The organism is Winogradskyella undariae (assembly GCF_013285155.1).
Classification (GTDB): Bacteria; Bacteroidota; Bacteroidia; order Flavobacteriales; family Flavobacteriaceae; genus Winogradskyella; species Winogradskyella undariae.
Map to the genome: position 1 here is coordinate 1 of NZ_JABTEL010000021.1, position 24,747 is coordinate 24,747.

Here is a 24,747-nt window from a genome sequence, read left to right on the forward strand (position 1 = left end):
CCTATGATAATAATTACAGAAGTACTTTAGCAATAAATTAATAAGTTTTTACTTGTTTTTTACCACAGTACTTTGTTAGCTATAGTTTTTTATTAATTAATTCACATATCTTATCATCCCAAGTATTATAAAAACTTGTTATAGTTCCTTTATTATCAGTATTTACAACTATGACTTGATTAGAAATATTTCCATCTTCAAACTCAAAGACATAATCATAAACAGCATAATCAACCAGTTCAGGAAAATCATTTTTCCCCTTTATAAATGGAAATAGTCTTAATTGTACTAATCTCAAGTCTTTTATAAGTTCTAATTGTACAGAGACATTTTGTTTGTCTGAATTGATAAGATTCAATAAATGAGTATCTTCTATCAAATCAATATGAAAGTCAATAAAATTTTTAATTGTAGAATTATTATCAATTAATGAGTTTTTTAAATTTTCTCTATTTATTTTATCTTGTTTATCTATGTTTTGTAGGGTAGAAATAATCCTAGTTAAAGTACGTTCAGTTATTAACTTACTTCGAAAATTTATCTCAATAATAAATTTCTTTTTGTCAAATTCAGAAATTGACCAGTAGTTTTCTTTTATGTTTAAAATATCAAATTTGCCTATGTAAGGTAAATCATAGTACCTTTTGGTAATTTGTTCTTTTTCTATTTTCTTTTTTTTGAAAAAATTCAATATTTTAGATTTGTTGCGTTAAGTTATTGAATAGAGCATTCTTTATTTAAATTATAGCTAACGGTTTTGTGTATGGTTAGTTGCGTGTTTAAGCAACTAATTTAGTAAACAAAAACGAACGCGAGAAAATTCCGAAGGAATTTTCCAAATAAGCACTTGCCAAAGCAATTAATTATACACGGTGTTACCATACGTACTTTATTCAGTTATTACTTCTTTCCACCTTTCAGATTCCGCAAACTGCTTTACAATTCGATTCCGTTCAGTTAGTAATTCAGTCATATATTTTTTGAGAAACAGCTTGTCAGCTATTTTACCTACAATTCCAAAAGGTGATTGATAATCAAAAAAGTCGGTCATCAAAGTTCCGCCATTCAATTCCGCAAAGTGGTGTTCGTGTTTGAATTTTTTGAAAGCTCCTTTTACCATTTCGTCCGTAAAGTATTTTGGTCGGTCATATTCCGTGATTTTGGAAGTCAGATTTTGATAAATTCCAAAGTGTTTTGCTCTCCACGTTACGCTTTCGTTCATTCCGATTAATCCGCTTGTTTTTCCAGCGATTGCCTCTTCATTCGTGTGTTCAGTCGAAATTTTATGTAAATCGATACTTCGCGAAAGGTCAAATACTATATTTCTATCGGCTTTTATTTCAGTTTGAAGTTCAATTCTCGGCATTGTTTGGGTATGTATGGTAACGTGTTTGTGTATGGTTAGTTGCGTGGTTTAGCTACTAAGTTAACAAACATTTACGAACCCGTGAATATTCCGCAGGAATATTCGCAAGTAGGCAAGAACCAAGCAATTAATTATACACGGTGTTAGGCAACGTTTTATTCTTTTGGAAATAGCACTTCTATTCCAAACATCGGATTTAAAATCTCTTCTTTCATCTTTTTTTTATTTTTAAAATCGATAGAACCATTTTTCCAACCTGAATTATGATAATTTGACCAAGTTAAAGATTTATCATTTTCGTTTTGAGTATATCTGTACATTGGTCCGAAGTAAGAGTATTTTTTTATTTTCCCATATGTGTTGACCATTTCAATTCCGATATAAATTCCGTTTTCAGGAAATGGTATTTTTAAATCTTTTACATTAACCCATAAGCGGTATTTTTTATTTTTAGGTTTCACGTAAAAATTTTCATTGTGTAATTCTTTTCCTGGCTTATTGCCTAAAGTATCAAGTTCATAAAATTTTATATTAAATGTTGCGATATATTCCGCATCTTTTCTTTTTTTTAAGTCTATATAAATTCTATTTAGTTGACCTTTTATTTTTCTCGGATTATCAATAAATAATGCAGTTTCATATCCGACTAAAGAAGTAACACTAATGTTTCCTTCTTTTTTTTCTCCTAATATTACTCTGTCATTATATTTTATTTTTTTGCTTGATATTAACACTTCATCTAAACTTTCAATTTTTGGATTTAGCAAAACTTCTAATTTTGTTAGATTTTTAAAATCAATAAATGTTAGTGTTTTTGATTCATAACCAAGAGTTGAAATTTTTAAAGTATCAGTATTGATATTCATCAATTCTAATTCAAATATTCCGAATTCGCTTGAGTAGGTTCCTTTTCCGTTTTTTAAAACTATATTGGCAAAAGCTATATTTTCTCCAGTTGTCGAATCTTTTACGATTCCATTAATTGTTTGAGAATTAAGTAAGTTAATGCTGATTAAAAAAAGTATGAATGAGATTTTTTTCAAATTATGTGTTTTTCTTTTGCGGTTGAGTTTTAATGTTGCCTAACGTGTTTGTATATGGTTTGTTGCGTGGTTTAAGCAACTAATTTAGTAAATAATTACCGACCAAGAAAGTCCGCGAGGACTTTCGTAAGTAGGCTAGAACTAGCAATAAATTATATACGGTGTTGCCAGTAGTTTTTTATTTTTCATTCCCCTTTATTTAGTAGTTCGTAATCAACTTTTTTTCCATTATAATCTATGAAAAAAGGTTTTTCTGATATTTTCAAATGATTTTTAGATTGATTACCGTTCAAATAATTTTTTTCGTCAAGTTTAAGTTTTACCATTAGCCAAATGGTTTGCGAGTAGTTATTTAAGTCCGAAATAAACTCTATGATTTCAGCATTCGGTTTATGAGTTCCGCCTAATGCAAAAGTCATTGAATCTTCTCCATTCGGTTCCATAGAATGATAAGTCGCTCTTTGTAAATTTCCGTGTGTTGCTTCTGATAATTTATAATAAGTTTCTTTAAATAAAGGATTTAAAAGTTCTAATTCCTTATTTGAAATATTGATTTCTGAACTAAATATCTTCTTAATTATTTTTTCAGAGTTTTTTAGTTTAGGTGTAAATATCGCCTCTTTATTCTCTATTTTTTTCGTGAATCTTTCAAAAAAATCATTGTCATAAAGGAATGAAATAAGAATATTTAATTGTTCAAATTGACTTCTAATAATGTTCTGTAATTGAAAGTGGAAACCACTTAAAAAAGTGCTCTTAATTGTTAGGAAATTATTTGATATTGAAGTTAAATAACCATTTGTGTAAAAGAGTTTTTTTGTTTTAAAATTTCCTTTTTCTAAAAGTGCTAAACTCAAAGAAGTGAATTTAAAAATAACATCATTAAACGATTCTATTACTATTGAATAATTCTCTTTGTTTTTTTCAATATTTTCATTTTCGACATCACTCAACATTCCAATAAGTTCTTCGTTAGATTTAAAATGACTTTCAAAAAATTCCATTGGTTTGTCGTTTGGTTTTGGCTGTTCTCAAATTACTGGCAACGTGATTGTGTATGGTTAGTTGCGTGTTTAAGCAACTAATTTAATAAACAAAAACGAACGCGAGAAAATTCCGAAGGAATTTTCCAAATAGGCACTTGCCAAAGCAATTAATTATACACGTTGTTGCCATTTCGTTGTTTTTTCAGTTCAAATTATTTCTCTAAATGCCGATTTTCGATTTTCAGCGTTTGAGTAAATTCAGTCAGCGTTTTATTCCGCAATATTTTTCAATTCGTTTGAGTGAGCAATTCCGCAACTTGCTAAATTCCGCACACAATTTGGTTTTTAATTTTTAATTCAGATTTCAATTCCGCAAACTTACTCTAATTCCGAAATTCAATTATTTTGGTGATTTACCAACTTTGCCAGTAATAATTAATCCAATTCCACCACCAATTAAAAGACCAGAAATAAAATCAGTCGCATCATTTTCTAAAGTGAATTGAATTATAATTCCTATAACTAATATTACTAATCCAATAATTCTTATTTTATTCATATTTTTTCGATTTTGAGTGCGTTCCGCAATGAATGGCAACGTTGTTGTGTATGGTTAGTTGCGTGGTTCAGCAACTAAGTTAATAAACATTTACGAACCCGTGAATATTCCGCAGGAATATTCGCAAGTAGGGAAGAACAAAGCAATTAATTATACACTGTGTTGTGTGCAGTTTTTTATTCCGCTATTCTTTTCTTTAAGTCCATTCTTTCGTGCAGTATTCTTGTTATCTCTACATAATTTTCATTCAAAGTTCTGTAAAAAATTATATGTCGATTTACCTTAATTCCGAGAAGTTGTTTTGATATTCCTTCGTAGTTTTTTCCTAAATGAGAATTTTCTGCAATTTCTTTACAATCAGAAATTAGTCCATCGTAATATTTGTCAGCTTGTTTTTCCGACCAAACCTCAAAGGTATAATCCCAAATCTTTGATAAATCCTCAACAGCTTTGTTCGTCAACTTATATTCAGCCATTCGAGTGCTTTTTCGCTTTTAGAGATTCAAGATGCTTTTTTGGGTCAAAATCGTGAGCTATTCCGCTGTCAATTCCTTCTTGTATTGCAGTTTTCAAAGCAATTACTTTACTTTCTTCTTCCTCTAAAAGTCTCAATCCAGCACGAATTACTTCACTGACGTTTTTAAATCTTCCTTCACTAATTCGGCTTTGCACGAATTGGTCGAAATAATTTCCGAGTGATATTGATGTGTTTTTGTTCATTTGATACTAATTTAGCTCAAATATACCAAAAATTGGTATAATAGCAAAATTTGCCTCAAATTGCACACAACGTGTTTGTGTATGATTAGTTGCGTGGTTAAGCAACTAAGTTAGCAAACTTTTACGAACCCGTGAAAATTCCGCAGGAATTTTCGCAAGTAGAGAAGAATACAGCAATTAATTATACACGGTGTTACCTGCTGGTTTTTAATTCCGTTTGTTTATTATTTGTCTGTTTTTTTATAATCAAAATCATTGTCAAAATCAGTCCAAAACCTAATATTATTATAAGGGATATTTTTTGATAAGAATTAAAATCAGCAAGATTTTCAGTTAGCTTTGGTGACACAAAAAAGCTTGTCAGATTAAAAGCTAAATGTGTTAAAATACTCAACCAAATATTTCTTGTCTTTAAATAAATATAACCCAAAACTATTCCGCCAATAAAAGGTCCAAACAAACCATTTTCTGAAAAAATGTGAGCAACACTAAAAATTAAAGCAGAAACCCAGATTGCTTTAGAAAATCCTTTTTTGTTAAATAATTTCTGTGATATAATTCTACGAAAGTATATCTCCTCGAAAAAAGCCCAAAGAGTTAGTAAAATCAAATATCTTGGTAATTCAGACTGCGTTGGTCTAATTTGGTCAGACCATTGCCATTCCATTAAATTATAAACTAATAATGGAATAAAATAAGTTGCTAAAAAGAGTCCAATAATTCCGATAATAATTGGGAAAAGGTATATAATTCGGAAAGTTGAGTTTTCTTTTTTCGGAAGCAAGCTTGGATTAAATTTAATAAGGAAAAATCCAGCTAAAACAATTGACAAAATATTAATAATTCTACTTGTCCAAAAGTCGTTAAGTCCAGAAGAAAAATAATAACCTATTAGTAAAATGAGTAAACTCAAAAATAAATTCAGATAAAGTCTTTTACTCATATTTGATTTGGATTCGGTTCGGTTTTTTCAACTTGCAGGTAACGTGTTTGTGTATGGTTAGTTGCGTGGTTTAGCAACTAAATTAGTAAACTTTTACGAACCCGTGAATATTCCGCAGGAATATTCGCAAGTAAGCTCAATGAAGCAATTAATTATACACGGTGTTACCTGCTGGCATTTTTGATTAATTATTTTTCTACCATTCCAGAGTAAGTTACTTGTTTAAATTTCATTTCCTTCATGCAATCAGGAATTTTTATATGCTTATATTCAAATAAAGTCCTGTCTCGAAAAACTTTCATTTCTTTTCTTAATGCTTCACTTTCTATAAATTCTTTTATTATTTCTTTTTTTTCTGCTTGAGTAAAGTCTTCTACCTGTTCTACTTTTTTTCTAAAACTTTCTAGAGATTGAATAGATTTGCTTCCCAAAATCTCATCACGTATATCTACATATTCGTTTTTAAATTTATCTCTTTTAGAATCTCTTACGTATATAGAATCTAACTCCTTTAACTCACAAAAACATTCAGGAATATTCTTAATTTTTTCAATATTTTTAATTTCGAGAAAACGAAGCCCTTTTACTTTTGCAATATTTTTAAGCTCTTCTTGATTAGCTACTGAAGCTTTTCTTAAATGTCTTAATTTACCATAATCAAAGTTTCCTTTCACGCTTCTATTACTATAGTCTAGGTATTCGTATCCGTTGTAATTTGCTATATAAGAACCCATTTTTTCAACATTTTTTGTAGTAAATTCTTCTATAGGTATGCTTTCTAAACTATCATGACCGTTATAATTATTGTATTTAAAAATATGTAATGGCTCTAATTTATACTCCTCTATTAAATCAAAATAACTTTCAAGTTCTTTTAGCTCTTTCTCTGAAAACACTTTATAACCTTCTGCTCCAACTTTAAATGATACTGTACCGTAACGCTCTTCATTTTTAATAGCTTTGAATAGCTTATCTTTTTTTAAATCACTACGCCTTACTGGTGTATACTCATTTATTCGATTAAACTTATTAATTACAGTGTTCTGTTTCCCAGAATATTCTCTAATATAAATATTTTCTTTAATAACAAATGGAATCGCTCTAATCTCATATAAAGCATCAATCTTTTTTTTAAGGTTAGCTGATTCTTGTAAAAGACCACTAGGATATATACGGCTATTATATGCTTCTCTTTTCTCAAAAGATATGTTATTTATATCATAAGAGAAGTAAGAAGCCTTCTCTGCCATGTTTAAAATATTATCGATTTGTGTAACCTTATTATTATCGATATTTACAACATTGGGAGTTATATTGTTTAATCCGTCTAATACTTTATCTATATTAGTATAACGCCAAATTAACGTTTTTAAAGATTGTTGATTATTTAAAAAACTAGGCATTTTATCTACCGTATTTTTATCCAAAAAAATTAGTTTCTCTATTTTTTCTGCTTCTAAAAAATCCGGAAATCCATTAGATAAGCCTGTATTTATAATGGCTATATTTTTAAGCTTTTTAAGTCCATAAACTTCTTTATCGAAATACACATCTGTACTATTATTTAAAATTTTTATAGTTTCCAATTCATTTAAAGACCTAATACTTTTTGGAAAATAACTCACTTCTCCATTAAGAATAGACAGTTCCTTTAGTTTTTTCAATTCTCCTATAGAATTTGGTATACTATCAACAAAAGCATTCATTAAAATTATTTCTTCAGCAGATTTCACTTTTAATAGTTGCTGTATAAAAGCTGTATATCTATCTATAGATTCAACTACTTTATTATGAGTTAATTGATTAGTTTCTTTTGCATGTAAAGTCTTAGTTTGCTTAGTTTTTAATTCGTAAAACCCCTTTTGATTGATTACAATAGATGAATCTATACTTGTTTTATTCTTTTTATGTAATCTGAATTGTTTAAAATCTTTTTCTTTTAATTTTTCTGGAATGTCCTGTTCGTAAATAATTCTAGAGACTTGTAACTCATTTGTAAAACAATCTGGTAGTGTTATACTTGTATAAAAAGGAATTGTATAAGAAAATAACTGATAAGGATTCGCGAAATTACTTCTTTTACCTGTAATTTTTAATGTGTTAATTTTTAATAAGCAAAAATCATCTGGTAGTGCATATAATTCTGTAACCTTATTCTCTTTATCCCAAAATAAATGAGAACTAGGATTTAAGTTAAGTGTTAATAATTCAATTTTTGGAAGTTCAGCCATTTTTTTTACTAAAACCTCCAAAAACTCTTTATCAAAACATGTTATGGTAATTGCTTTTAAGTTCTTATAGGATGTAAAATCTAAAAATAATAGTTCTTTTATGATACTACTTCTTTCTTTATTTTCCGATAATTGCTCAGAAGAAAAATCAATATCAATATGAATAATATTTGGGAATACAGAATAAGACTTTGATAAATTATAAATTTTTCTAAACCCAAAACCTATTTTTATTTCTAATATAGAATCATAAGTCTTAGTTAAATCCATATTATTTGTCAATTTCAAAGATTGAGAAGTAGGTATTAATTCAATTTGTTTTTCAATGTCTTGTTTTTCATCAACAGTTTCAAAATTTGAACTACAGCCAAAAAGAATCACCAAAATTAAAATGTAATACGTTCTGTAATATTTTTTATTCATTTCAGTTTGTATTGCTTGCAGGTAACGTGTTTGTGTATGGTTAGTTGCGTGGTTAAGCAACTAAAATAGCAAACTTTTACGAACCCGTGAATATTCCGCAGGAATATTCACAAGTAGGCAAGAACCTAGCAATTAATTATACACGGTGTTGGCAATAGTATTTTTATTTATTATATCCATTAATTTTTCAATGTCAGATTCTAATATATGACTTAAATCAATCTCAATTTTATTTCCATACGTTTCTGTTATAATCAACTTTTTGTCATTCAATTCAGATGATTTTATTTCTTTGAAATTTATGTTTTTCCCAAAGAACGATTTTATTCTGATTAAGATTCCTCTTTTATTCCACTGAACATAATTCTGATACCAGAACATTTGAGTACTAAATCCGAAAACTATTAGATATCCGATTGCGTTCAAATATTTATTTATTTTAGGATTTACAAATTCAATAAAATCAAAGGCTCCATTAATTATTAGAAATAACCCAATTAAAATCAGAGGTAATAAAATCCAACGACCCTTTTTATTCAAATTTCCAAAGTGTATTTTTTTCATTTTCCCGCTATTGATTTAATCAGTTTGTATGCGAATAAAACTCCGATTAAAGACATAATTCCGCAAATTAAATATTCCGATTTTGAATAATAACTTATTCCGCCAATTATTCCGAATGCTGTCTACAATAGATTTGTCAGAATTTCAGTTTTATTCAATTTGTTCATTTTTTTGTTCGTCTGTTATATTATTGCCAACGGTTAGTATAAGAAACGTAGGGCAGTTCATAAGCACTTTTGTTTCGGTTTATTACTTAGCTAAATATAAATATTTTGCTTTTAATTTTCTACTTAATGCCAAATTTTATATTTAGCGGACTTTATAAACAAACACGGAACTTTGGAGTTAGCACAAACGCCCTATGTTTTTTATACATTGTTGGCAGTAGTATTTTTTTCTAATTAAAATTTTTCCTGAATTCCAAAGGTGACATTTCAGTTTTACTCTTAAACAGTTTGTTGAATGAGGAAGGATATTCAAAGCCTAATTTATATGCAATTTCACTAATAGGAGATTGAGTTATAGATAATTGTTCCTTTGCTTTATCAATCAGTTTATTGTGAATGTGTTGTTGCGTACTCATTCCTGTTAAAGATTTAAGCATACTACTTAAATAATTTGAAGAAAGATTAAGTTCATTTGAAATATATTCAACAGTGGGTAAACCAAGCTCAATTAAATCACCTTGATTAAAATAGTTTGATAATAAATTTTCAACGCGCTCTAAAAGTTGATGATTTGATTTATTTCGAGTAATAAATTGTCGTTCATAAAATCGTTCGGCATAATTTAATAATAGTTCTAATTGTGAAACTATGATTTTCTGACTAAACTTGTCAATATTAGCTTGGTATTCTTTTTCAATGTTTTTTAAAATATCAATCATCATCAATTCTTCTTTTTCAGAAAGGAATAATGCTTCATTGATAACGTATCCAAAAAAATCGTACGATTTAATTCGTTTTGATAAAGAAGTATTCCATAAAAAATCTGGATGAATACAAAGCAACCAACCTGAAGGTTTCAATTCTTTATTCAAATTAACATTTGGATTGTTTTCCATATTCAAAACTTGATTCGGAGAAATAAAAGTCATTACTCCCTCATCAAAATCATATTCTTGTTGACCATAAAAAAATTTGTAAGGAACATTTCGTTTTAAACCAATAGTATAATATTCCTGTACAAACTTTAATTCTTTAATGTCTTCAGGATATTTAACTTCACTATAGTCTATTAAACTAATTAAGGGATGTTTAGGAGCGCTAAGATTAGCAAAATTATGGTAATCCTTAATGTTTGAGAAGTTTTTTAGGTTTGCCATATTACTATATTAAAACTGATTTATTTTTTTGAATTCTATCTGCTGTTATGTCGTTTAAAAAGGCAAACAAAAATCCAACAATTATAGGAATAAATAAACTTAATATTGGTTTAAATTCTATAGCTGGATGAATACCAAAGAAAATAATTAATCCAATAAACCAAGCTGGAATATTATTTAATAATTTAATTTTTGCTAAATAAGTTAATGATGTAATAAATATAAATACTGCTATAGGAAAACCAATAGCCCCAAGATATTTACTGAGAAAACCTCCTAATATTTGTATTGAAATACCCATAAATATTCCTGATGTAATAGGTGTTAATGTATACAAAGCAGATTTTAAAGATTTACCAAATATATAATAGCTTAGCCAAGCAATAAAGAGTATCCAAGTTGGCCAATGGAATGAAAATGATATAAAAACGGCTAATGCACCCAAAGCACCCATTGTTATGGCTGTTAAAAATTGTTTCATAATAGTTTTGTTTTTAAGTTATGCCATAGCTCCGTTAGCGCCAATATTTTGAGCTGAAATCCATTTTGCTTCATCACTAGCTAAAAAGGCAACTACTTTTGCAATATCACTTGGAGTTCCTAATCGCTTAAATGCATTATTATTTGCGAGTTGTAATATTAATTCTTCCGACTTTCCTTTTAAAAATAATTCGGTACTTGTTGGTCCAGGTAATACACAGTTTACGTTAATACCTCTGTTACCTATTTCTTTAGCAAATACTTTACTCATCTGTTCTACTGCTATTTTAGATGCGGAATAAATGCCGTATGTTGGAAAAATAGTACGTGTAACTGTAGATGAAAGATTGATGATACTTCCGTTATCAGCTAACTTGGTTGATGCTTCCCGAAATGTATTGAACACTCCTTTTACATTAATATTTATTTGTTTGTCAAACAAATCGTCTGTAGTATCTTTAATTAAAGAGTTAAGCATTACTCCAGCGTTGTTTACTAGAATATCAATCTTGCCAAAATGATTAATTGTTTCGTCAAATAAACGACTTACATCTTTTTGAAGGCTGACATCAGCCTGTATACTGATTGCTTCAGAGCCATTTTGAATAATTTCGTTAACAACTCTTTCTGCTGAATCTTTATTTGTTGTGTAGTTGATTACTATTTTAGCTCCGTTTTTGCCTAGTGTTTTGGCTATTTCAGCTCCTATACCTCTTGATGAACCTGTTACTATCGCAATTTTTCCTTTTAGATTACTCATAATTCTTTGTTTTATATTTAATACAAAGTTGAGATATCTTTACTCTTAAAACTTTTCCAAATCTGTGTTTTACTTGTCCTTTTGTTATATTACTGCCAACGTGATTGTGTATGGTTAGTTGCGTGGTTAAGCAACTAATTTAGTAAACAAATACTTGCCAGAGAAAATTCCGAAGGAATTTTCCAAATAAGCACTTGCCAAAGCAATTAATTATACACGGTGTTGGCAATAGTTATTTATTTTCAATTTGTTTATAAACTTGTTCTTTAAATAATTTTTCAATGTCGTGTTTTGTTAATTTTACAGCGAAATCTATATCATTTTTTTTTGGTTCACTATAATATCGAACTGTATTCCCTCTAATAGTAATTTTTAAAATACTATCCAAAGTTATATTTAAAATAGCAGTTTCTTTTTCTTCAACAAGAATTGATGTTGTAATAAGAAGATTTCTATCTGGAATTCGCACATTATATATAAACCAATCATTTAATGAAGATTTAGAAAAATGCATTGTCTTTTGTGCCGTTTTAAAATCCGTATTTACGTTAATATTATATCCGGATTTTATGTTTTTATCTATTCTTTTAGGCGCTATCTTTTTAAGAGGTCTTGGAAGATTAAACCGAAATTCTGCTTTACAACTAAAAATACCACCATCATAATTGCTGAATTCACACATTTCCATATCTGACCTTATCCAAGAGGATTCAAATCGAGAAATTACTTTTTTTTCTATTTCATCATAGAGATAAATGGTTCCTCCTCCAGTATCTCCATCTCCTGGCATATTAAAATGAGATATGCCTGTAATACTTCTTTTGGAATAGACACTATATTGTCCATCTTGGCTGTAATATTTTTGTGATTGTCCATATCTGACATAAGTTAATCCAAAAATCATCAATGCTATAATTGTAATGATAATTAATGTTTTTTTTAATAAGATTTTCATTTTTGGCTTTTCGATTAATAAAAGAATAGTGGAATAAAAAAAATGATTTATAATTATTTAATTATGCTTTTGCACTTCTTCATCCGCTTCAAAATATTCATCACTTATTTTCAGGATTTTATTTCCTTTGATGGTAAATGTTTGTTTGTATTCTCTACTTGGACATTCATCAAAAATTGTTAAATAATTATAGGTTGGAATTTTATCATCGGTTTTAGTTAAAGTGTAATACTCTTTTAAAAGATAATTAATTTTGTGGTCAAAAATCGTTTTTTCTTTCTGTATAAGTTTTATTATCACATAATCTGCTAAATGATTTGAAGTTTGAATATGTTTTTCAATTATCAACTTTTGATTAGAATCAATATTTCGTGACTCATTATATATAACTTCGAGTTTTTCATTAACCAATTTAATGTGCTTTTCAATTTCTGACGAAGATTTATATAAGTAAGCATCAAAAACATAGACAATAGAAGAATCCTTTTTGATTCCAACCCATTTTCCGTATAAACTTCCACGTTCTAAATCATCAATCCAAAATAATGAGCGATTAATATCATCAACAACATCGACTTTAGTTCCGTAATCGAACTTGCCAAGAATATCAGAATCCATACTCGGTTCTTTACGATAATTGAGTCCCTTTTCCGCTGTTGTATATGCTGAAAATAATACTTTTATATTATTCAGATTTTCTTCTGATTTAGAGTTTGAATTCTTAATTATTGTTTTTTGTACATCTTTATTTTGACCTTGGCAAGACAAAAACACTAATGTGATTAATATGTAAGTTATGTTTTTCATAATTATTGCCAACGGTTTTGTGTATGGTTAGTTGCGTGGTTAAGCAACTAATTTAGTAAACTTTCACGAACCTGTGAATATTCCGCAGGAATATTCGCAAGTAGGGAAGAACAAAGCAATTAATTATACACGGTGTTAGCAACTGTGCTTTATTCTTTTTCATTATATGTTTTTAAAATCCGATTAATATCTTCTTTATTCATTATTGCTTCAAATCTCATTTCTTTATGAAATTCCTTTAGTTTAGTTCTATTAAATAAAAAATGTCTAAACATCTTCTTTTTCAGATATCGTTTGTGGTTTTTCTTTTTGAGGCGTCGACTTAATGTTAAAATCACATTTTCGTAAAGAGACCAAAGGGAAACTAAATATAGAAAAGGAATAAAAAGAAAAGTCAGAATTATTGGATTTAAAAAACTTTTCAAAGTAAGTAAGTTCGCAAATTCTCTAAATTCTCGAGATATTCTATAAATTGTATAAGTAAGTACGACAATTCCAAATAGAGACGTAATTCCGTTAAATAACTTTTCGACAGGTTTGTATTCTGGTTTGTTTTGAGTGAAAACTTGGGAAACTCCAACAAATGTCATAATAGGAATTAGAATTAATTCAACGAGTAATGAGAAATTATAAAAATTGGCGATAAATTCAATTATTATAATTCCTTTCAAACTGTCTTTAAGAATAGAATTCAGATATCCATTTTTTGAATTAATTTTACTCATTTTCATTAACAAAAGGAAACCAACAAATACAGTCCAAAGAATTGTGTCTTTTAAAAGAGGTAATTCCCAAAATCCGATTAAAGTAAGTCCGAGAACAATTAACTCGACATAAATTATCATTAATAGAACTATGTCAATTATTTTCTGTTGAAAAAAAGTTTTAATTAAATGACCGAAAGATTTTAAAACACCTTTTTTAGTAAAAGCCAACAATAAAAAAATAGTGAGCCAGATTATAATAGATATTTCTCTGTTACTAAATACTTCTCTCATTGTCGTTTTTGGGCATTGTTGCTAACGTGTTTGTGTATGGTTAGTTGCGTGGTTAAGCGACTAAGTTAACAAATACTCACGACATAGAAAATCCGAAGGGATTTTCGTACGTAAGCAAGGAAAAGCAATTAATTATACACGGTGTTAGCATACGTTTTTTTTTAGCACGAACACATTGTTAAAATTACAACTTTCATTTCATCAAACTTCTGCAATAATTTGGAAATTTCAGTTCCAATTTCTTCCTCAAGTTTATCAATCTCGTCACTAGCTTCATAAACTGTGCTTCCATTAGAATTCTCTATTATATTTTTTTGTTCTTTAATTTTATTTTCAAATTCAATTGATATTTTTTCTAATTGTTTGATTATCGAATCTGTTTGATTTGTTTTCTGATGTATATAAACAGTATGTGAACATAAGTTAGCTCCGAAATAAAATGTTTCTACTGGTTTATCGTTCATCCATAATCTGTCTTTCCAATTATGTTTAGATGAAATTCCAATAGCATAAGATTGGTCTGTTAGCTCGATTATATTTAATGATTTAATAGAGTTTATATCAATTCCTTTTTTGTCAGTTAAAGTATATATGAATCTTTCATTTCCATCATAATCATTGTAATTGTATTTAATTCTATTCTGAAAATATGTATATTCATCTGTTAAGTCATTGAATTGATTGCTTAAAATAGTTTTATAATTCTTTTCTAAAAACTCTTTGTAGCTTATTGACTTATCTTTTTGATAAACAGTTGCTAAATAGTTATATCCAATAATTTTACTTCCATCTTTAAAGTCAATGGAAAACTTAATTTGATGTCCATTATATTCCGCAAATGCTATAAAAGGCAAAAAAATAATTAAAAATAAAAGTTGTATTTTCTTACTCACAATGTTTGTTTTAAATGTATGCTAACGTGCTTGTGTATGGTTAGTTGCGTGGTTCAGCAACTAAATTAGTAAACTTTTACGAACCTGTGAATATTCCGCAGGAATATTCGCAAGTAAGCTCAATAAAGCAATTAATTATACACGGTGTTATATGCAGTTATTTAAATTTTCGTTTAAGCATTCTAAATAGTTCGGGAAGATTTATGCTAAAACCTTTACCATCTAATTCTTTAATAGTCACAACATTATTTAATAGCTTTTCTTCGTTTTTTTCATTTTCTATGCTATTTGATAGTAATAATTGTTGTTGATAGTTAGTGAAATTTAAACTAGCGATTGTTGCGTCTTTTGCTTGAATAACTGATTGGCTTAATAATAGTTGAGATTTTAAATGATAAATATTTGAAACTAATTGATGAACGCTAATATTATTGAAATCAGATGAGTATTTTTCTAAATCTGGAACTTCAGGAAGTTTTAAATAAATATTTAATGCATCTCTAATTTTCGATAACGCTTGAGATGGGTCTTGAGGTGTAACCATAAATAGTATACTTTGGGCTTCTTGTTCAATAGATGTTGAGGCTTGAATGCCTAAATCTTCTAAAAACTTTGAAAAGTATATTAAGTATTGTTGACAAGGCTCTTTAATTTCATCAGGAAATTTAAAGATGCTTGTTAATGAATTTTCTTTTATTTCATTCACACAGTGATTTATTGCTGAAATGGTGATTTCGGAAAAAATGCGTACTAACTTGTTATAAATTATACTGATTGTTGATTCAGCATCATCAATATTATATGAAATTCCAAAACCATTATTAATAAAATTAAAATCAAATCTGACGAAAGTTATATCTTCATAATTCTCACAAAGATGTTTAAATTGTTTTGCAAAACTTGATAGAGTATAAGGTTTTTGCCAATTATCCATATCAGCTTGAATTTCAATCGTTGCACTTATTTTTTTATCGAAATGAATATTGCTTGTTTGAATATCAACAGATTTAGGTGCTAAAATCCAAGAACTATCAAAATCTAGACTCAACTCAAATGGGCAAAGAATTTTTCCAACACTTTTTGGGAATTCAGAAATTTTGTAGTGCATTATTTGCTCTAAATGTTCTTTTTCCGGATATAAGTTATAGCGTTTCTCTTTGTCTTTTACATCTATTCCAAATTCATAAGCTTCGCCTAAATATTTATTTTCAATGTAAAATTTATACTTGTTAAGATTTAATTTTATTTCTTGGAATTGTATATTCACTTATTTGAGTTTTAATTGCATATAACGTGATTGTGTATGGTTAGTTGCGTGATTTAAGCACTAAAGTTAGCAAATAAATCACAGATAGAATATTCCGCAGGAATGTTCGTAAGTCGGCAGTGACCTAGCAATTAATTATACACGGTGTTATGCACCGGCTTTATTATTCCATTTTTCCATTAATAGAAGCGATAATATTACAATTCCAAACAATGGGTAAATTAAAGTAGCAACGCAAGTCAGCACGACGTGATTTAATTTATATTTTTTTAAGTCAATTGCTATTAAAAAAACAATGACCAAACGAATTAAATAGTCAAGGTAGGTTGGTAGCGAATTTATAAATGAGTACGATTCAAAATCGGATGAGCTAAAAATTCCTTTTCGCATAAGAATTGGCTGAATATAAATCCAAACTATTCCAATAATTGACCATAGAATTAAAATAATAATGTATTTATTTAAAATTTTCAAAAGTCTATTCATTCAGTTCAATGTTAGTTCGACTAAATTTATTGCTTGCAACGGTTAGTAAGAAAATAAGAATACCTATATATGCGTAGAAAAAAGTCATAATCAAAATGAGTGGTGAATTTATTTTTTCCGTTTTCATATCTTTTGCTAAAAGAACAATAAAAACAATATTAATTATAAAATCCAATCCAACACTCAAATAATCAGAACTTAAAGTTGATGTTCCTCCATCTGGTAATTCGGACGTCAACAAATCTGGAAATATTATTAAAATTATTCCAGCCATAATTCGGGAAAGAGTTATTCCAATAATTAGTAGTAAAGAATATTTTTTTATTAAATCAATCATTTTGTAGGTTAGCAGGATGTTTCTTTAGCTTGTGCATAACGGTTTTGTGTATAACTTAGTTGCGTGGTTAAGCAACTAAGTTAATAAACATTTACGAACCCGTGAATATTCCGCAGGAATATTCGCAAGTAATCTAAAAAAAGCAATTAATTATACACGTTGTTAGCTTTTAGTGCTTTTTTGTCCGTTTAGTAATTTATTCCGAATTTATGTTTTTCCGATAATTTTCGTTTTCAAAGTTTGAGTAAATTCCGCAATATTTAAATTCAGATTAGAGTAAGCAATTCCGCAACTTGCTAAATTCCGATTGCGTGAGATTTCGAGTTTCCAATTCAGTTTTAGATTCCGCAAACAAGCTAAAAAATCAAGCGTAATTCAATTCAGAGTTTGAGTGAGCAATCCCGCTGTTGTATTTTATTCCACATTTGAGTGATAATTCCGAAAATTTTTGAAATTCGACACACAGTTTTTCTGATTTATCTTACTTAAAATTCTAAAAAAAAATCGAAAAATAAACCAGGCTTTTTTCAAACCGCAAACTTGCTCCAGCATTAAAGCTAACGTGATTGTGTATGGTTAGTTGCGTGGTTCAGCAACTAAGTTAGCAAACTTTTACGAACCCGTGAATATTCCGCAGGAATATTCGCAAGTAAGCTCAATGAAGCAATTAAATATACACGGTGTTAGCTACAGTATTTTGTTGTTATTAAATCAATTAAACTTCTGTGAAAATTAATAATTAATTCTGCGCTTTCAATATTTTTTTCATATTTCAACGAGAATACAGTTCGGATTGAGTATTTCTCATTTTTTTGTTTACCCAATGTATTAAGTTCAAAAGCCGTATTTTCAATAAGTTCATTTAAATTTAATTTCGTGATTAAGTATCCTATATTTTCTTTAAATAAAATATCAGAAGATTTAATATTCCAATTTCGTTTCTTAAATAATATCAGTTTACTTAAATGGTCAATTGTTTTTATTTCAAATTCAGGAATTTTGTTATTATTTAACTTATTAATTTTGAATTCTGCTGTATCTGAATTTCCAAAATCATATAAAACATCTATATCAAAGTTTTTATAAAATATTTTTAATCTATATTTAGAAATATGGACAAATGAACCAATTTCGCCACCAACTTTATAATCTTCGTACTCAAATACACCATTATAATTTTCACAAATTCGTTTTAATTCAGTTTCTGGGTTCATATTGTAGCTAACGTGTTTGTATATGGTTTGTTGCGTGTTTAAGCACCTAATTTAGCAAATAAAAACCGAATAGAAAATCCGAGAGGATTTTCGTAAGTAGGCTAGAACTAGCAATAAATTATATACGGTGTTACCACACGTTTTTTATTAAAAGTCCAATTATAATTATTGGTGGAAAAATTATCAGAACGTGATAAATCAATCCCGTTTTCAAATAATAATCAGCTTTTATTTTAAATACATCAAATTTGTCCAATTCGTGATATTCAGCTTTTGAAGCTTTAAACATATTATGGTCAATTGGTTGATGATTTTCGTGTCTTTCTAAAATTCTTTCATATTTACTTGATATTTTTTCGGCAAACTCTTTTTTTTCATTCAGTTTCGGTTTGTCGTTTAAAGTTTTAAATATTCTTAAATCGTTATATAAACTTGAGAGTTCAAGTCCGCAATTATGATATTGTTTTGCTTTTGTGCTAAAATCTTTAGCGTTTTCTATTTGTCCGAAAACCAACAATAATATTGAAAGACAAGTGATTGAATAGGCAATTAAATTTTCATCAATTGTTTCAGTCGAATAGATGTTGTAAACAGATAAAAGTCCAACAGCGATAAGATAAACAGATAGCATACTCAAACATAAGTTTGATAAATCAGCTACTTTTAAAAGTCTCTTATTTGCATTAAATCGACTGCCTTTAGTTGACCAAATTTTATAATTCAGTTCTTCAAGGAATGTTTTATCTAAATAGTCCTTGTATGATTTTTTCTTTTCCAATATTGGTTTATTTTTTTTCAATCCTTTTTAATCTTTCAGTAATATTTATTTCATATTGTTCGAGTAATTTTTGATTATTTATCGAAACATTTACATCGCTTTTTATAACTTTCAATTCGTTAATTATTCCGTCAAGTTTTTTGTCTAAAATTGTTTGATTTTCAACTATTCTTTGATATTGCTTTTCTGTCATAAATGTTCGTTCAAATGTGTGGTAACGTGTTTGTGTATGCTTAGTTGCGTGGCTTGGCAACTAAATTAGTAAACTTTTACGAACCTGAGAATATTCCGCAGGAATATTCGCAAGTAGAGAAGAAAAAAGCAATTAATTATACACGGTGTTAGCAAAAGTATTTATTCCGTTATTTTAATAAATTCTGGATTACTCCAAAGATTTTGTAGTTCTGAATATCGTTTAGCATCTTGCTTTAAGTCTTTTTCCAGTTCAAATGTCTTTTTTAAATATTCGATACTTTCATCGGTCTTATTTTGAATATTTTTTATAATTCCAATTTGATAATAATTCCAAGAAAATTCTTGTTGTTTATTAAGGCTTTTAAATAATTCAATCGCTTCTTCAAAATTTCTAATACCTTTTAAATATAAAGCTTTGCAATAATTCATTTGATATTTCGCGTCATTTGAAAGTCCGCTTTCTAATTTGTCAAATTCGATAAATGCTTTCTCTTTGTCCGTAATAGAATTAAATATTTGTAGTAGTAATTGTATCGCTATTTGTTCAGAATAGTAATCTGAAAAAAGGTGTTTTAAATTTTTTAATGCTAACTCTCTGTCATTTTGCTTTATATGATATTGGATGATATAAATAAGAGCATTTGGGCTTTTTTTGTCTGCATTTAAAACATCTTTAACAGAATCAATAAATTTTTCTTCTCCTACAGTTGCCATAATTTCATACATACTGTTCATTTTATTTTCAAGAATTTGAATGTGATTTGGCTCAAATTCTAATGCCTTGTTGTAAAACTCAACAGATTTTATGTTGTCTCCTTTTTTAGCAAATAATGTTCCCTTATTAGCGTATGCTAAAGTAGCTTTATCATCGAGTTCAATTGCTTTGTTAAAAAGTTCAAGAGCGTTGTCTAAATCTCCTCTTTCCATTTGATAAGCGCCAAATCCAATATATTTATCTACTTGGTCTTTGTCAACATTTCCTTTTTTGTGTTCAGGGTTTGGTTGAATTTTAATTTCGGATATTTTTCCAGAATCTAAATCGGCTTGAAATTCATTAACCATTTTTGAGTTAATCTTCTTAAGGTTTTCAATGATTACATTAGATTGATTATCATCTAACCCTTGCTTACCCAGTTTCGCTTTTACTATCTTATAGTTGTGGTCGTTTTCAAAGTAAAGTGTTTGTGCTAATGCTGTAATTTCTGTTTGATATTGCTTTGAATTGAATGTATTAATATCAATACCATTTTTCTTTGGTTTAAGAAAGTCGAAGATTCCCATAGTTGGTTTTATATTTTTGCTAACGTGATTGTGTATGGTTAGTTGCGTGTTTAAGCAACTAATTTAGTAAACAAAAACGAACCCGAGAAAATTCCGAAGGAATTTTCCAAATAAGCACTTGCCAAAGCAATTAATTATACACGGTGTTGTGTGTAGTTTTTATTCAGTTTCAATTATTGTTTCTTCAATCTCCGGAATTCTTCTTTCGTCCCAAAATTTATTTTTCCCAAAAAGTTCTGCCACTCGTATAGCTTTTGGTTCTTTATTGTAATTCTTAATCATAAATTCAAAAAAGAAAAAGCAATCACATTCCGTAATTGGATATTCTCCATTTACATTAGGCATATCAAGTTCAACAATCAAGGTATCGTTTGTTTCTGTAATATTTTTAAAAAAAGCACTATCCCAAGAACAATTAACGATGTAACCGAGTTTTACATTTAAATTATTTTCAATATTATTAGTCCAAACTCCAATTGAATCAATTCCGCAATCAGTTCTGCATTCAGAAACTCGAAATTGTTCGATTTTTTGATTCAGAGGTTGTTCTTTTTTTTCAGAACATCCAATTATTAAACAAACAAAAAGGGCAATAATAATTAGATTTTTCATTCAATTCAAATTGGTTGCTCAAATTACACACAACGTGATTGTGTATGGTTAGTTGCGTGGTTAAGCGAGTAAGTTAGCAAATAAAAACCGAATAGAAAATACGAGAGTATTTTCGTAAGTAGGCAAGAACCAAGCAATTAATTATACACGATGTTGGCAACTGGCTTTTATTTTTTTCGTTCTATTTTTATTGGGTTTTGGCGAGTATCAAAAACATCATTTATTTCAATTCTGTTCTCGTTCTTGTTAATCCAATAAATGACTTTATAGTTTTTATAGACAAGGTATCTAAACCCTTGACTTCTATTTTTAAGAAGCTCTTCGGCTTGTCCAATTTTCGGTTGCCTTTGTAATTTTATAGTTTCGTTATAAATACCGTTAACGAGTTTTTTTGCTATTCGAATTCCTGCTTTTTCTCGATGGTATTGATAAATTTTTTCTAGTTCTTTTTGAGAAAAATCAGTCCAAAATAATTTTAATTCCATTTATCCATCTTGGCTTTTAATTCGCTAGATTCTATTAATCGACCATTTATTGAATCTTCCATAGATTTGTCAATTCGAGAATTAAATTCCTCAATTGTCATTGGTTTAAAATCACCATTATCAAAATTCTTGTTTTCTTTTCTAAGGATTTTTTCAAGTCGTGAAATAACATCTTCACTTTGAATCTTTAAAAACTCTTGAATAAGTTCCAATTTTCTTGTTTGTAAATCCATTTTATTAGCTTTTTATCAAAGATACAAAATTATCAATTTAAACTTCTAATTTTCTTGATTTCACGAATTTTACAGCTTGTTGCCAACGTTGTTGTGTATGGTTAGTTGCGTGGTTAAGCAACTAATTTAGCAAATAAATCACAGATAGAATATTCCGCAGGAATGTTCGTAAGTCGGCAGTGACCAAGCAATTAATTATACACGGTGTTGGCAAACGTTATTATTTTTTTATTTAAATATTCGATTAATATAGATTTTTCTTTTAACTGGAATAACCCATATTTATTTGAATCAGTAATTAACAGAGTGTTGGGATTTGTAAAAATAATTTCGATAGATTCATTTCCCGTTCGGCTAATGTTTCCTAAACCATCTCCAACAGTTTTTTCTTTAAAAATTAGTATTCTGCTATAATGGTCTTTGTCAATATTAATATTATTATCAGTTATTTTTAGTTGTTTTATGTCCTTTAAATTAAAGTCAATGTTTTTAGCTTTGGAAAAACCATTACATACTAAGTAAACACTATCCTTTATAAATAATTGTATTTTTTCATTATACGAACTATCCTTTTTTAGAAAGTTTTTTAAATGTGTATTAATATTGAAATCTTTATCAAATCTTAGTTTGTTATTAAACTCAATTATTTCTAATTCCAAAAGACCATCTTCACGCATTGAGAATTCAATATGTAAATCAGCATATATAATATTGAAAAGACGAGTATTGATTTCTTCTTTCTCAAATGTTGGAATGTGTTCAAATTTGTATTCACAATAATTTATACCATCTATGTTTTTACGACTATTTTTTTTTCCTGCATTCCCATATTCACTAAAACTCGAATATTCATTTTTTTTAAAATATTTATTTATCTCCTTAACAATTGACTTGATTCTGTTTTTAGAGTATTTATTTTTAAAATTTGTTGAAGAAGCTGACCATATAAAATCTAAATTAGAATTTAGAATACTCTCTTCTATTTTATTAAGTAAAATGCTATAATCATAATATACACTACTATTTATAGAATCATTTTGAGCATTAGTTTGCGTCCAAAATAAAATAAAGTAGATAATAGTGAAGACGTTTATTGTTTGTTTTATTTCTTTCATAGAATGACGCTCTAATCTCGACTAATGTCAAATTTTGTTGTTGATATTCAGTTAATTATGTTTTTCAAATTTATCAATTTTTTCCAACTTTTAGAATCTTATTTCTCTCGTTAGCTCGAGGAATTAATCGGATTCTGATGTGGGGAATATTCGCAAGTAGGCTAGAACCAAGCAATTAATTATACACGGTGTTGGCAAATCGTACTTTTATTCCGACTGATGCATTTTTTTTCGTTCTTCGATTGCTATTCGTTTCAATTCCTTATTCGTTGGGTCTTGCATTAGATTTTTTTCAGCCTCAACATATTCTGGAAAATCTCGATATTGAATTTCCAATAGGGTTTCATTTTTCGTGAACAGCATTAAAGTTCCAAAAAAAACAATAATTAATACTCTAATCAGCAGATTTTTATAAAATTCAGAATTAGCTTTTGATAATTTAAAAATTGTAATTATCAAAATCGGAATTAAACCTAAAAGTCCATTCATTAAAATATAACCTCCATTTGGCCATCTTAAAAATTTAAATAAAAATCCAATAACAACAAGAGATAAAGTAATTCCAGTTAAAATTATTCCAGTGTCTCTAAGTGAACTTGTTTTCTCTGTTGAATCTTTTTTATTAATGTTCAAAAGTTTAAAACTCAAAAAGCAATAAATTAATGACAAGATGAATGCAAAAAGTGTGATTAAAAGAGCAGAATAAGGATAGTCGATTATAAGTCTTAATATCATCAAGAATATTAATCCAAAACCTAATATTTTTTCAATTTTGTTCATTTATGTGAGTTCGTTTTGGGTATGTTTGCCAACGTTTATGTATAAGATTAGTGGCGTGTTTAAGCACCTAATTTAGCAAATAAACACCAGATAGAAAATCCGCGAGGATTTTCGTAAGTAGGCGAGAACTAGCCATTAATTTTATACGGTGTTGTAGTGCGTTTTTTATTTTATTCCAATCCATTTTTCCAATTCCGATTTATGTTCATCGACAGCAACCCAAGTGTTAATAGTTTCGGTGTTTTGTTTGTCAAATGCAGTTAAATATTGCAAATGAATTTTTTCTCCAATTTTTAATTCAGGGACATTTGTTAGAATAGAGGACTTTTTTAATTCGGTTATTTCTTGCAAATGGTTTTTCGTATTCAAAAGTCGAGTTGGAAACCAGTCATTATTTTCAGCTCTATAGTTTAATATTTCTCCATCTTCTGTTCCAATATGTAATTTCCATTTGTCATTAGTGATTTCGAAAGCATCTAAATTCTCTCCAGAAGCAAAGTCAAATTCAGAGTTTTTTGGAAAATCCGTAATCAAAACTTTAATTTCAAGGTTTTCAGATATTTCTTTTACTTTCTCGATTCTCCAAATCCAACATTTTGAATCCGCAATTGTTTCTCCGTTGTAAAATGGCTGTTTTACTTTAAATTCAATTAGCTCAATGTCGTGTGCTGAAGTCTTGAATTTTTCATAAGTTCCGTTTTTATAGCTACCAGAATTTTGTAATTCGATAAACGTATAATTTGAATTTAAATCACAAGAAATAATTCCTAAAGGTGTATTAAATGTACGATTTATCAATGTATTTCTCATTTTTCTCAAATGCACTACAACGTGATTGTGTATGGTTAGTTGCGTGGTTTAGCAACTAAGTTAGCAAACTTTTACGAACCCGTGAAAATTCCGCAGGAATTT

Annotated in this window: 29 protein-coding genes; all 29 read right to left on the reverse strand. The window is 28.3% G+C overall.

Translation table 11 applies throughout. The features are described 5' to 3' along the window. Window positions 1-79: 79 nt before the first annotated feature. Window positions 80-691: a DUF2004 domain-containing protein gene (locus HSX10_RS17380; RefSeq protein ID WP_173589526.1), complete on the reverse strand. Its 612-nt coding sequence runs from the start codon at window positions 689-691 to the stop codon at window positions 80-82. Window positions 692-889: 198 nt separating this feature from the next. After that, window positions 890-1,366 carry an SRPBCC family protein gene (locus HSX10_RS17385; protein WP_173589527.1) on the reverse strand — a complete coding sequence of 159 codons (477 nt, stop codon included), beginning with the start codon at window positions 1,364-1,366 and terminating at the stop codon, window positions 890-892. A gap of 155 nt (window positions 1,367-1,521) precedes the next feature. After that, the gene (locus HSX10_RS17390) at window positions 1,522-2,409 is read right to left on the reverse strand and encodes a carboxypeptidase-like regulatory domain-containing protein (protein ID WP_173589528.1); all 888 of its coding nucleotides are present in this window, start codon (window positions 2,407-2,409) and stop codon (window positions 1,522-1,524) included. A gap of 185 nt (window positions 2,410-2,594) precedes the next feature. Next, window positions 2,595-3,413, reverse strand: coding sequence for a hypothetical protein (locus HSX10_RS17395; RefSeq protein WP_173589529.1), 819 nt, complete (start codon window positions 3,411-3,413; stop codon window positions 2,595-2,597). Window positions 3,414-3,795: 382 nt separating this feature from the next. Further along, window positions 3,796-3,954, reverse strand: a complete 159-nt coding sequence (locus HSX10_RS17400) for a hypothetical protein (RefSeq protein WP_173589530.1) — start codon at window positions 3,952-3,954, stop codon at window positions 3,796-3,798. A gap of 176 nt (window positions 3,955-4,130) precedes the next feature. Further along, the gene (locus HSX10_RS17405) at window positions 4,131-4,430 is read right to left on the reverse strand and encodes a type II toxin-antitoxin system RelE/ParE family toxin (RefSeq protein ID WP_173589531.1); all 300 of its coding nucleotides are present in this window, start codon (window positions 4,428-4,430) and stop codon (window positions 4,131-4,133) included. Then, complete coding sequence (locus HSX10_RS17410) at window positions 4,423-4,674, reverse strand: type II toxin-antitoxin system ParD family antitoxin (RefSeq protein ID WP_042297154.1); 252 nt, start codon at window positions 4,672-4,674, stop codon at window positions 4,423-4,425. Before HSX10_RS17410 ends, HSX10_RS17405 begins: the two co-directional genes overlap by 8 nt. A 193-nt stretch (window positions 4,675-4,867) precedes the next feature. Then, the gene (locus HSX10_RS17415) at window positions 4,868-5,617 is read right to left on the reverse strand and encodes a CPBP family intramembrane glutamic endopeptidase (protein WP_173589532.1); all 750 of its coding nucleotides are present in this window, start codon (window positions 5,615-5,617) and stop codon (window positions 4,868-4,870) included. 188 nt (window positions 5,618-5,805) lie between these two features. Next, window positions 5,806-8,271: a leucine-rich repeat domain-containing protein gene (locus HSX10_RS17420; RefSeq protein WP_173589533.1), complete on the reverse strand. Its 2,466-nt coding sequence runs from the start codon at window positions 8,269-8,271 to the stop codon at window positions 5,806-5,808. Between the two features lie 132 nt (window positions 8,272-8,403). Continuing rightward, window positions 8,404-8,835 carry a hypothetical protein gene (locus tag HSX10_RS17425; RefSeq protein WP_173589534.1) on the reverse strand — a complete coding sequence of 144 codons (432 nt, stop codon included), beginning with the start codon at window positions 8,833-8,835 and terminating at the stop codon, window positions 8,404-8,406. A gap of 397 nt (window positions 8,836-9,232) precedes the next feature. After that, window positions 9,233-10,159 carry a helix-turn-helix domain-containing protein gene (locus tag HSX10_RS17430; protein ID WP_173589535.1) on the reverse strand — a complete coding sequence of 309 codons (927 nt, stop codon included), beginning with the start codon at window positions 10,157-10,159 and terminating at the stop codon, window positions 9,233-9,235. Between the two features lie 4 nt (window positions 10,160-10,163). Further along, a complete protein-coding gene (locus tag HSX10_RS17435) occupies window positions 10,164-10,640 on the reverse strand; it encodes a DUF1097 domain-containing protein (protein WP_173589536.1) in 477 nt (158 codons plus the stop codon). An 18-nt stretch (window positions 10,641-10,658) separates the two neighbouring features. Beyond that, entirely contained in the window at window positions 10,659-11,399 is a 741-nt protein-coding gene (locus HSX10_RS17440; RefSeq protein ID WP_173589537.1) for an SDR family oxidoreductase, read from the reverse strand. 232 nt (window positions 11,400-11,631) lie between these two features. Next, on the reverse strand, window positions 11,632-12,354 hold the full coding sequence (locus HSX10_RS17445) for a hypothetical protein (RefSeq protein WP_173589538.1): 723 nt from the start codon (window positions 12,352-12,354) through the stop codon (window positions 11,632-11,634). 57 nt (window positions 12,355-12,411) lie between these two features. Beyond that, window positions 12,412-13,161: an SH3 domain-containing protein gene (locus tag HSX10_RS17450; RefSeq protein ID WP_173589539.1), complete on the reverse strand. Its 750-nt coding sequence runs from the start codon at window positions 13,159-13,161 to the stop codon at window positions 12,412-12,414. Window positions 13,162-13,310: 149 nt separating this feature from the next. After that, entirely contained in the window at window positions 13,311-14,096 is a 786-nt protein-coding gene (locus HSX10_RS17455; protein WP_173589540.1) for a hypothetical protein, read from the reverse strand. A gap of 224 nt (window positions 14,097-14,320) precedes the next feature. Continuing rightward, on the reverse strand, window positions 14,321-15,052 hold the full coding sequence (locus HSX10_RS17460) for a hypothetical protein (RefSeq protein ID WP_173589541.1): 732 nt from the start codon (window positions 15,050-15,052) through the stop codon (window positions 14,321-14,323). A 157-nt stretch (window positions 15,053-15,209) separates the two neighbouring features. Next, window positions 15,210-16,319 (reverse strand): hypothetical protein, encoded by a 1,110-nt coding sequence (locus tag HSX10_RS17465; RefSeq protein WP_173589542.1) that lies wholly within the window; start codon window positions 16,317-16,319, stop codon window positions 15,210-15,212. 478 nt (window positions 16,320-16,797) lie between these two features. Continuing rightward, window positions 16,798-17,142 (reverse strand): hypothetical protein, encoded by a 345-nt coding sequence (locus HSX10_RS17470; protein WP_173589543.1) that lies wholly within the window; start codon window positions 17,140-17,142, stop codon window positions 16,798-16,800. Window positions 17,143-17,825: 683 nt separating this feature from the next. Continuing rightward, on the reverse strand, window positions 17,826-18,356 hold the full coding sequence (locus HSX10_RS17475; protein ID WP_173589544.1) for a hypothetical protein: 531 nt from the start codon (window positions 18,354-18,356) through the stop codon (window positions 17,826-17,828). 130 nt (window positions 18,357-18,486) lie between these two features. Continuing rightward, window positions 18,487-19,155, reverse strand: a complete 669-nt coding sequence (locus tag HSX10_RS17480; RefSeq protein WP_173589545.1) for an SLATT domain-containing protein — start codon at window positions 19,153-19,155, stop codon at window positions 18,487-18,489. Next, the gene (locus tag HSX10_RS17485; RefSeq protein ID WP_173589546.1) at window positions 19,142-19,327 is read right to left on the reverse strand and encodes a hypothetical protein; all 186 of its coding nucleotides are present in this window, start codon (window positions 19,325-19,327) and stop codon (window positions 19,142-19,144) included. Before HSX10_RS17485 ends, HSX10_RS17480 begins: the two co-directional genes overlap by 14 nt. A gap of 161 nt (window positions 19,328-19,488) precedes the next feature. Continuing rightward, window positions 19,489-20,610, reverse strand: coding sequence for a tetratricopeptide repeat protein (locus HSX10_RS17490; RefSeq protein ID WP_173589547.1), 1,122 nt, complete (start codon window positions 20,608-20,610; stop codon window positions 19,489-19,491). A gap of 159 nt (window positions 20,611-20,769) precedes the next feature. After that, the gene (locus HSX10_RS17495) at window positions 20,770-21,222 is read right to left on the reverse strand and encodes a hypothetical protein (protein ID WP_173589548.1); all 453 of its coding nucleotides are present in this window, start codon (window positions 21,220-21,222) and stop codon (window positions 20,770-20,772) included. 167 nt (window positions 21,223-21,389) lie between these two features. After that, entirely contained in the window at window positions 21,390-21,707 is a 318-nt protein-coding gene (locus HSX10_RS17500; RefSeq protein WP_173589549.1) for a type II toxin-antitoxin system RelE/ParE family toxin, read from the reverse strand. Beyond that, window positions 21,698-21,940 carry a hypothetical protein gene (locus HSX10_RS17505; RefSeq protein ID WP_173589550.1) on the reverse strand — a complete coding sequence of 81 codons (243 nt, stop codon included), beginning with the start codon at window positions 21,938-21,940 and terminating at the stop codon, window positions 21,698-21,700. The genes HSX10_RS17500 and HSX10_RS17505 overlap by 10 nt, the downstream gene beginning before the upstream one ends. A 191-nt stretch (window positions 21,941-22,131) precedes the next feature. After that, window positions 22,132-23,055 carry a hypothetical protein gene (locus tag HSX10_RS17510; RefSeq protein ID WP_173589551.1) on the reverse strand — a complete coding sequence of 308 codons (924 nt, stop codon included), beginning with the start codon at window positions 23,053-23,055 and terminating at the stop codon, window positions 22,132-22,134. 207 nt (window positions 23,056-23,262) lie between these two features. Next, window positions 23,263-23,835 carry a hypothetical protein gene (locus HSX10_RS17515; RefSeq protein WP_173589552.1) on the reverse strand — a complete coding sequence of 191 codons (573 nt, stop codon included), beginning with the start codon at window positions 23,833-23,835 and terminating at the stop codon, window positions 23,263-23,265. A gap of 165 nt (window positions 23,836-24,000) precedes the next feature. After that, window positions 24,001-24,645: a hypothetical protein gene (locus HSX10_RS17520; RefSeq protein WP_173589553.1), complete on the reverse strand. Its 645-nt coding sequence runs from the start codon at window positions 24,643-24,645 to the stop codon at window positions 24,001-24,003. Window positions 24,646-24,747: the final 102 nt, after the last annotated feature.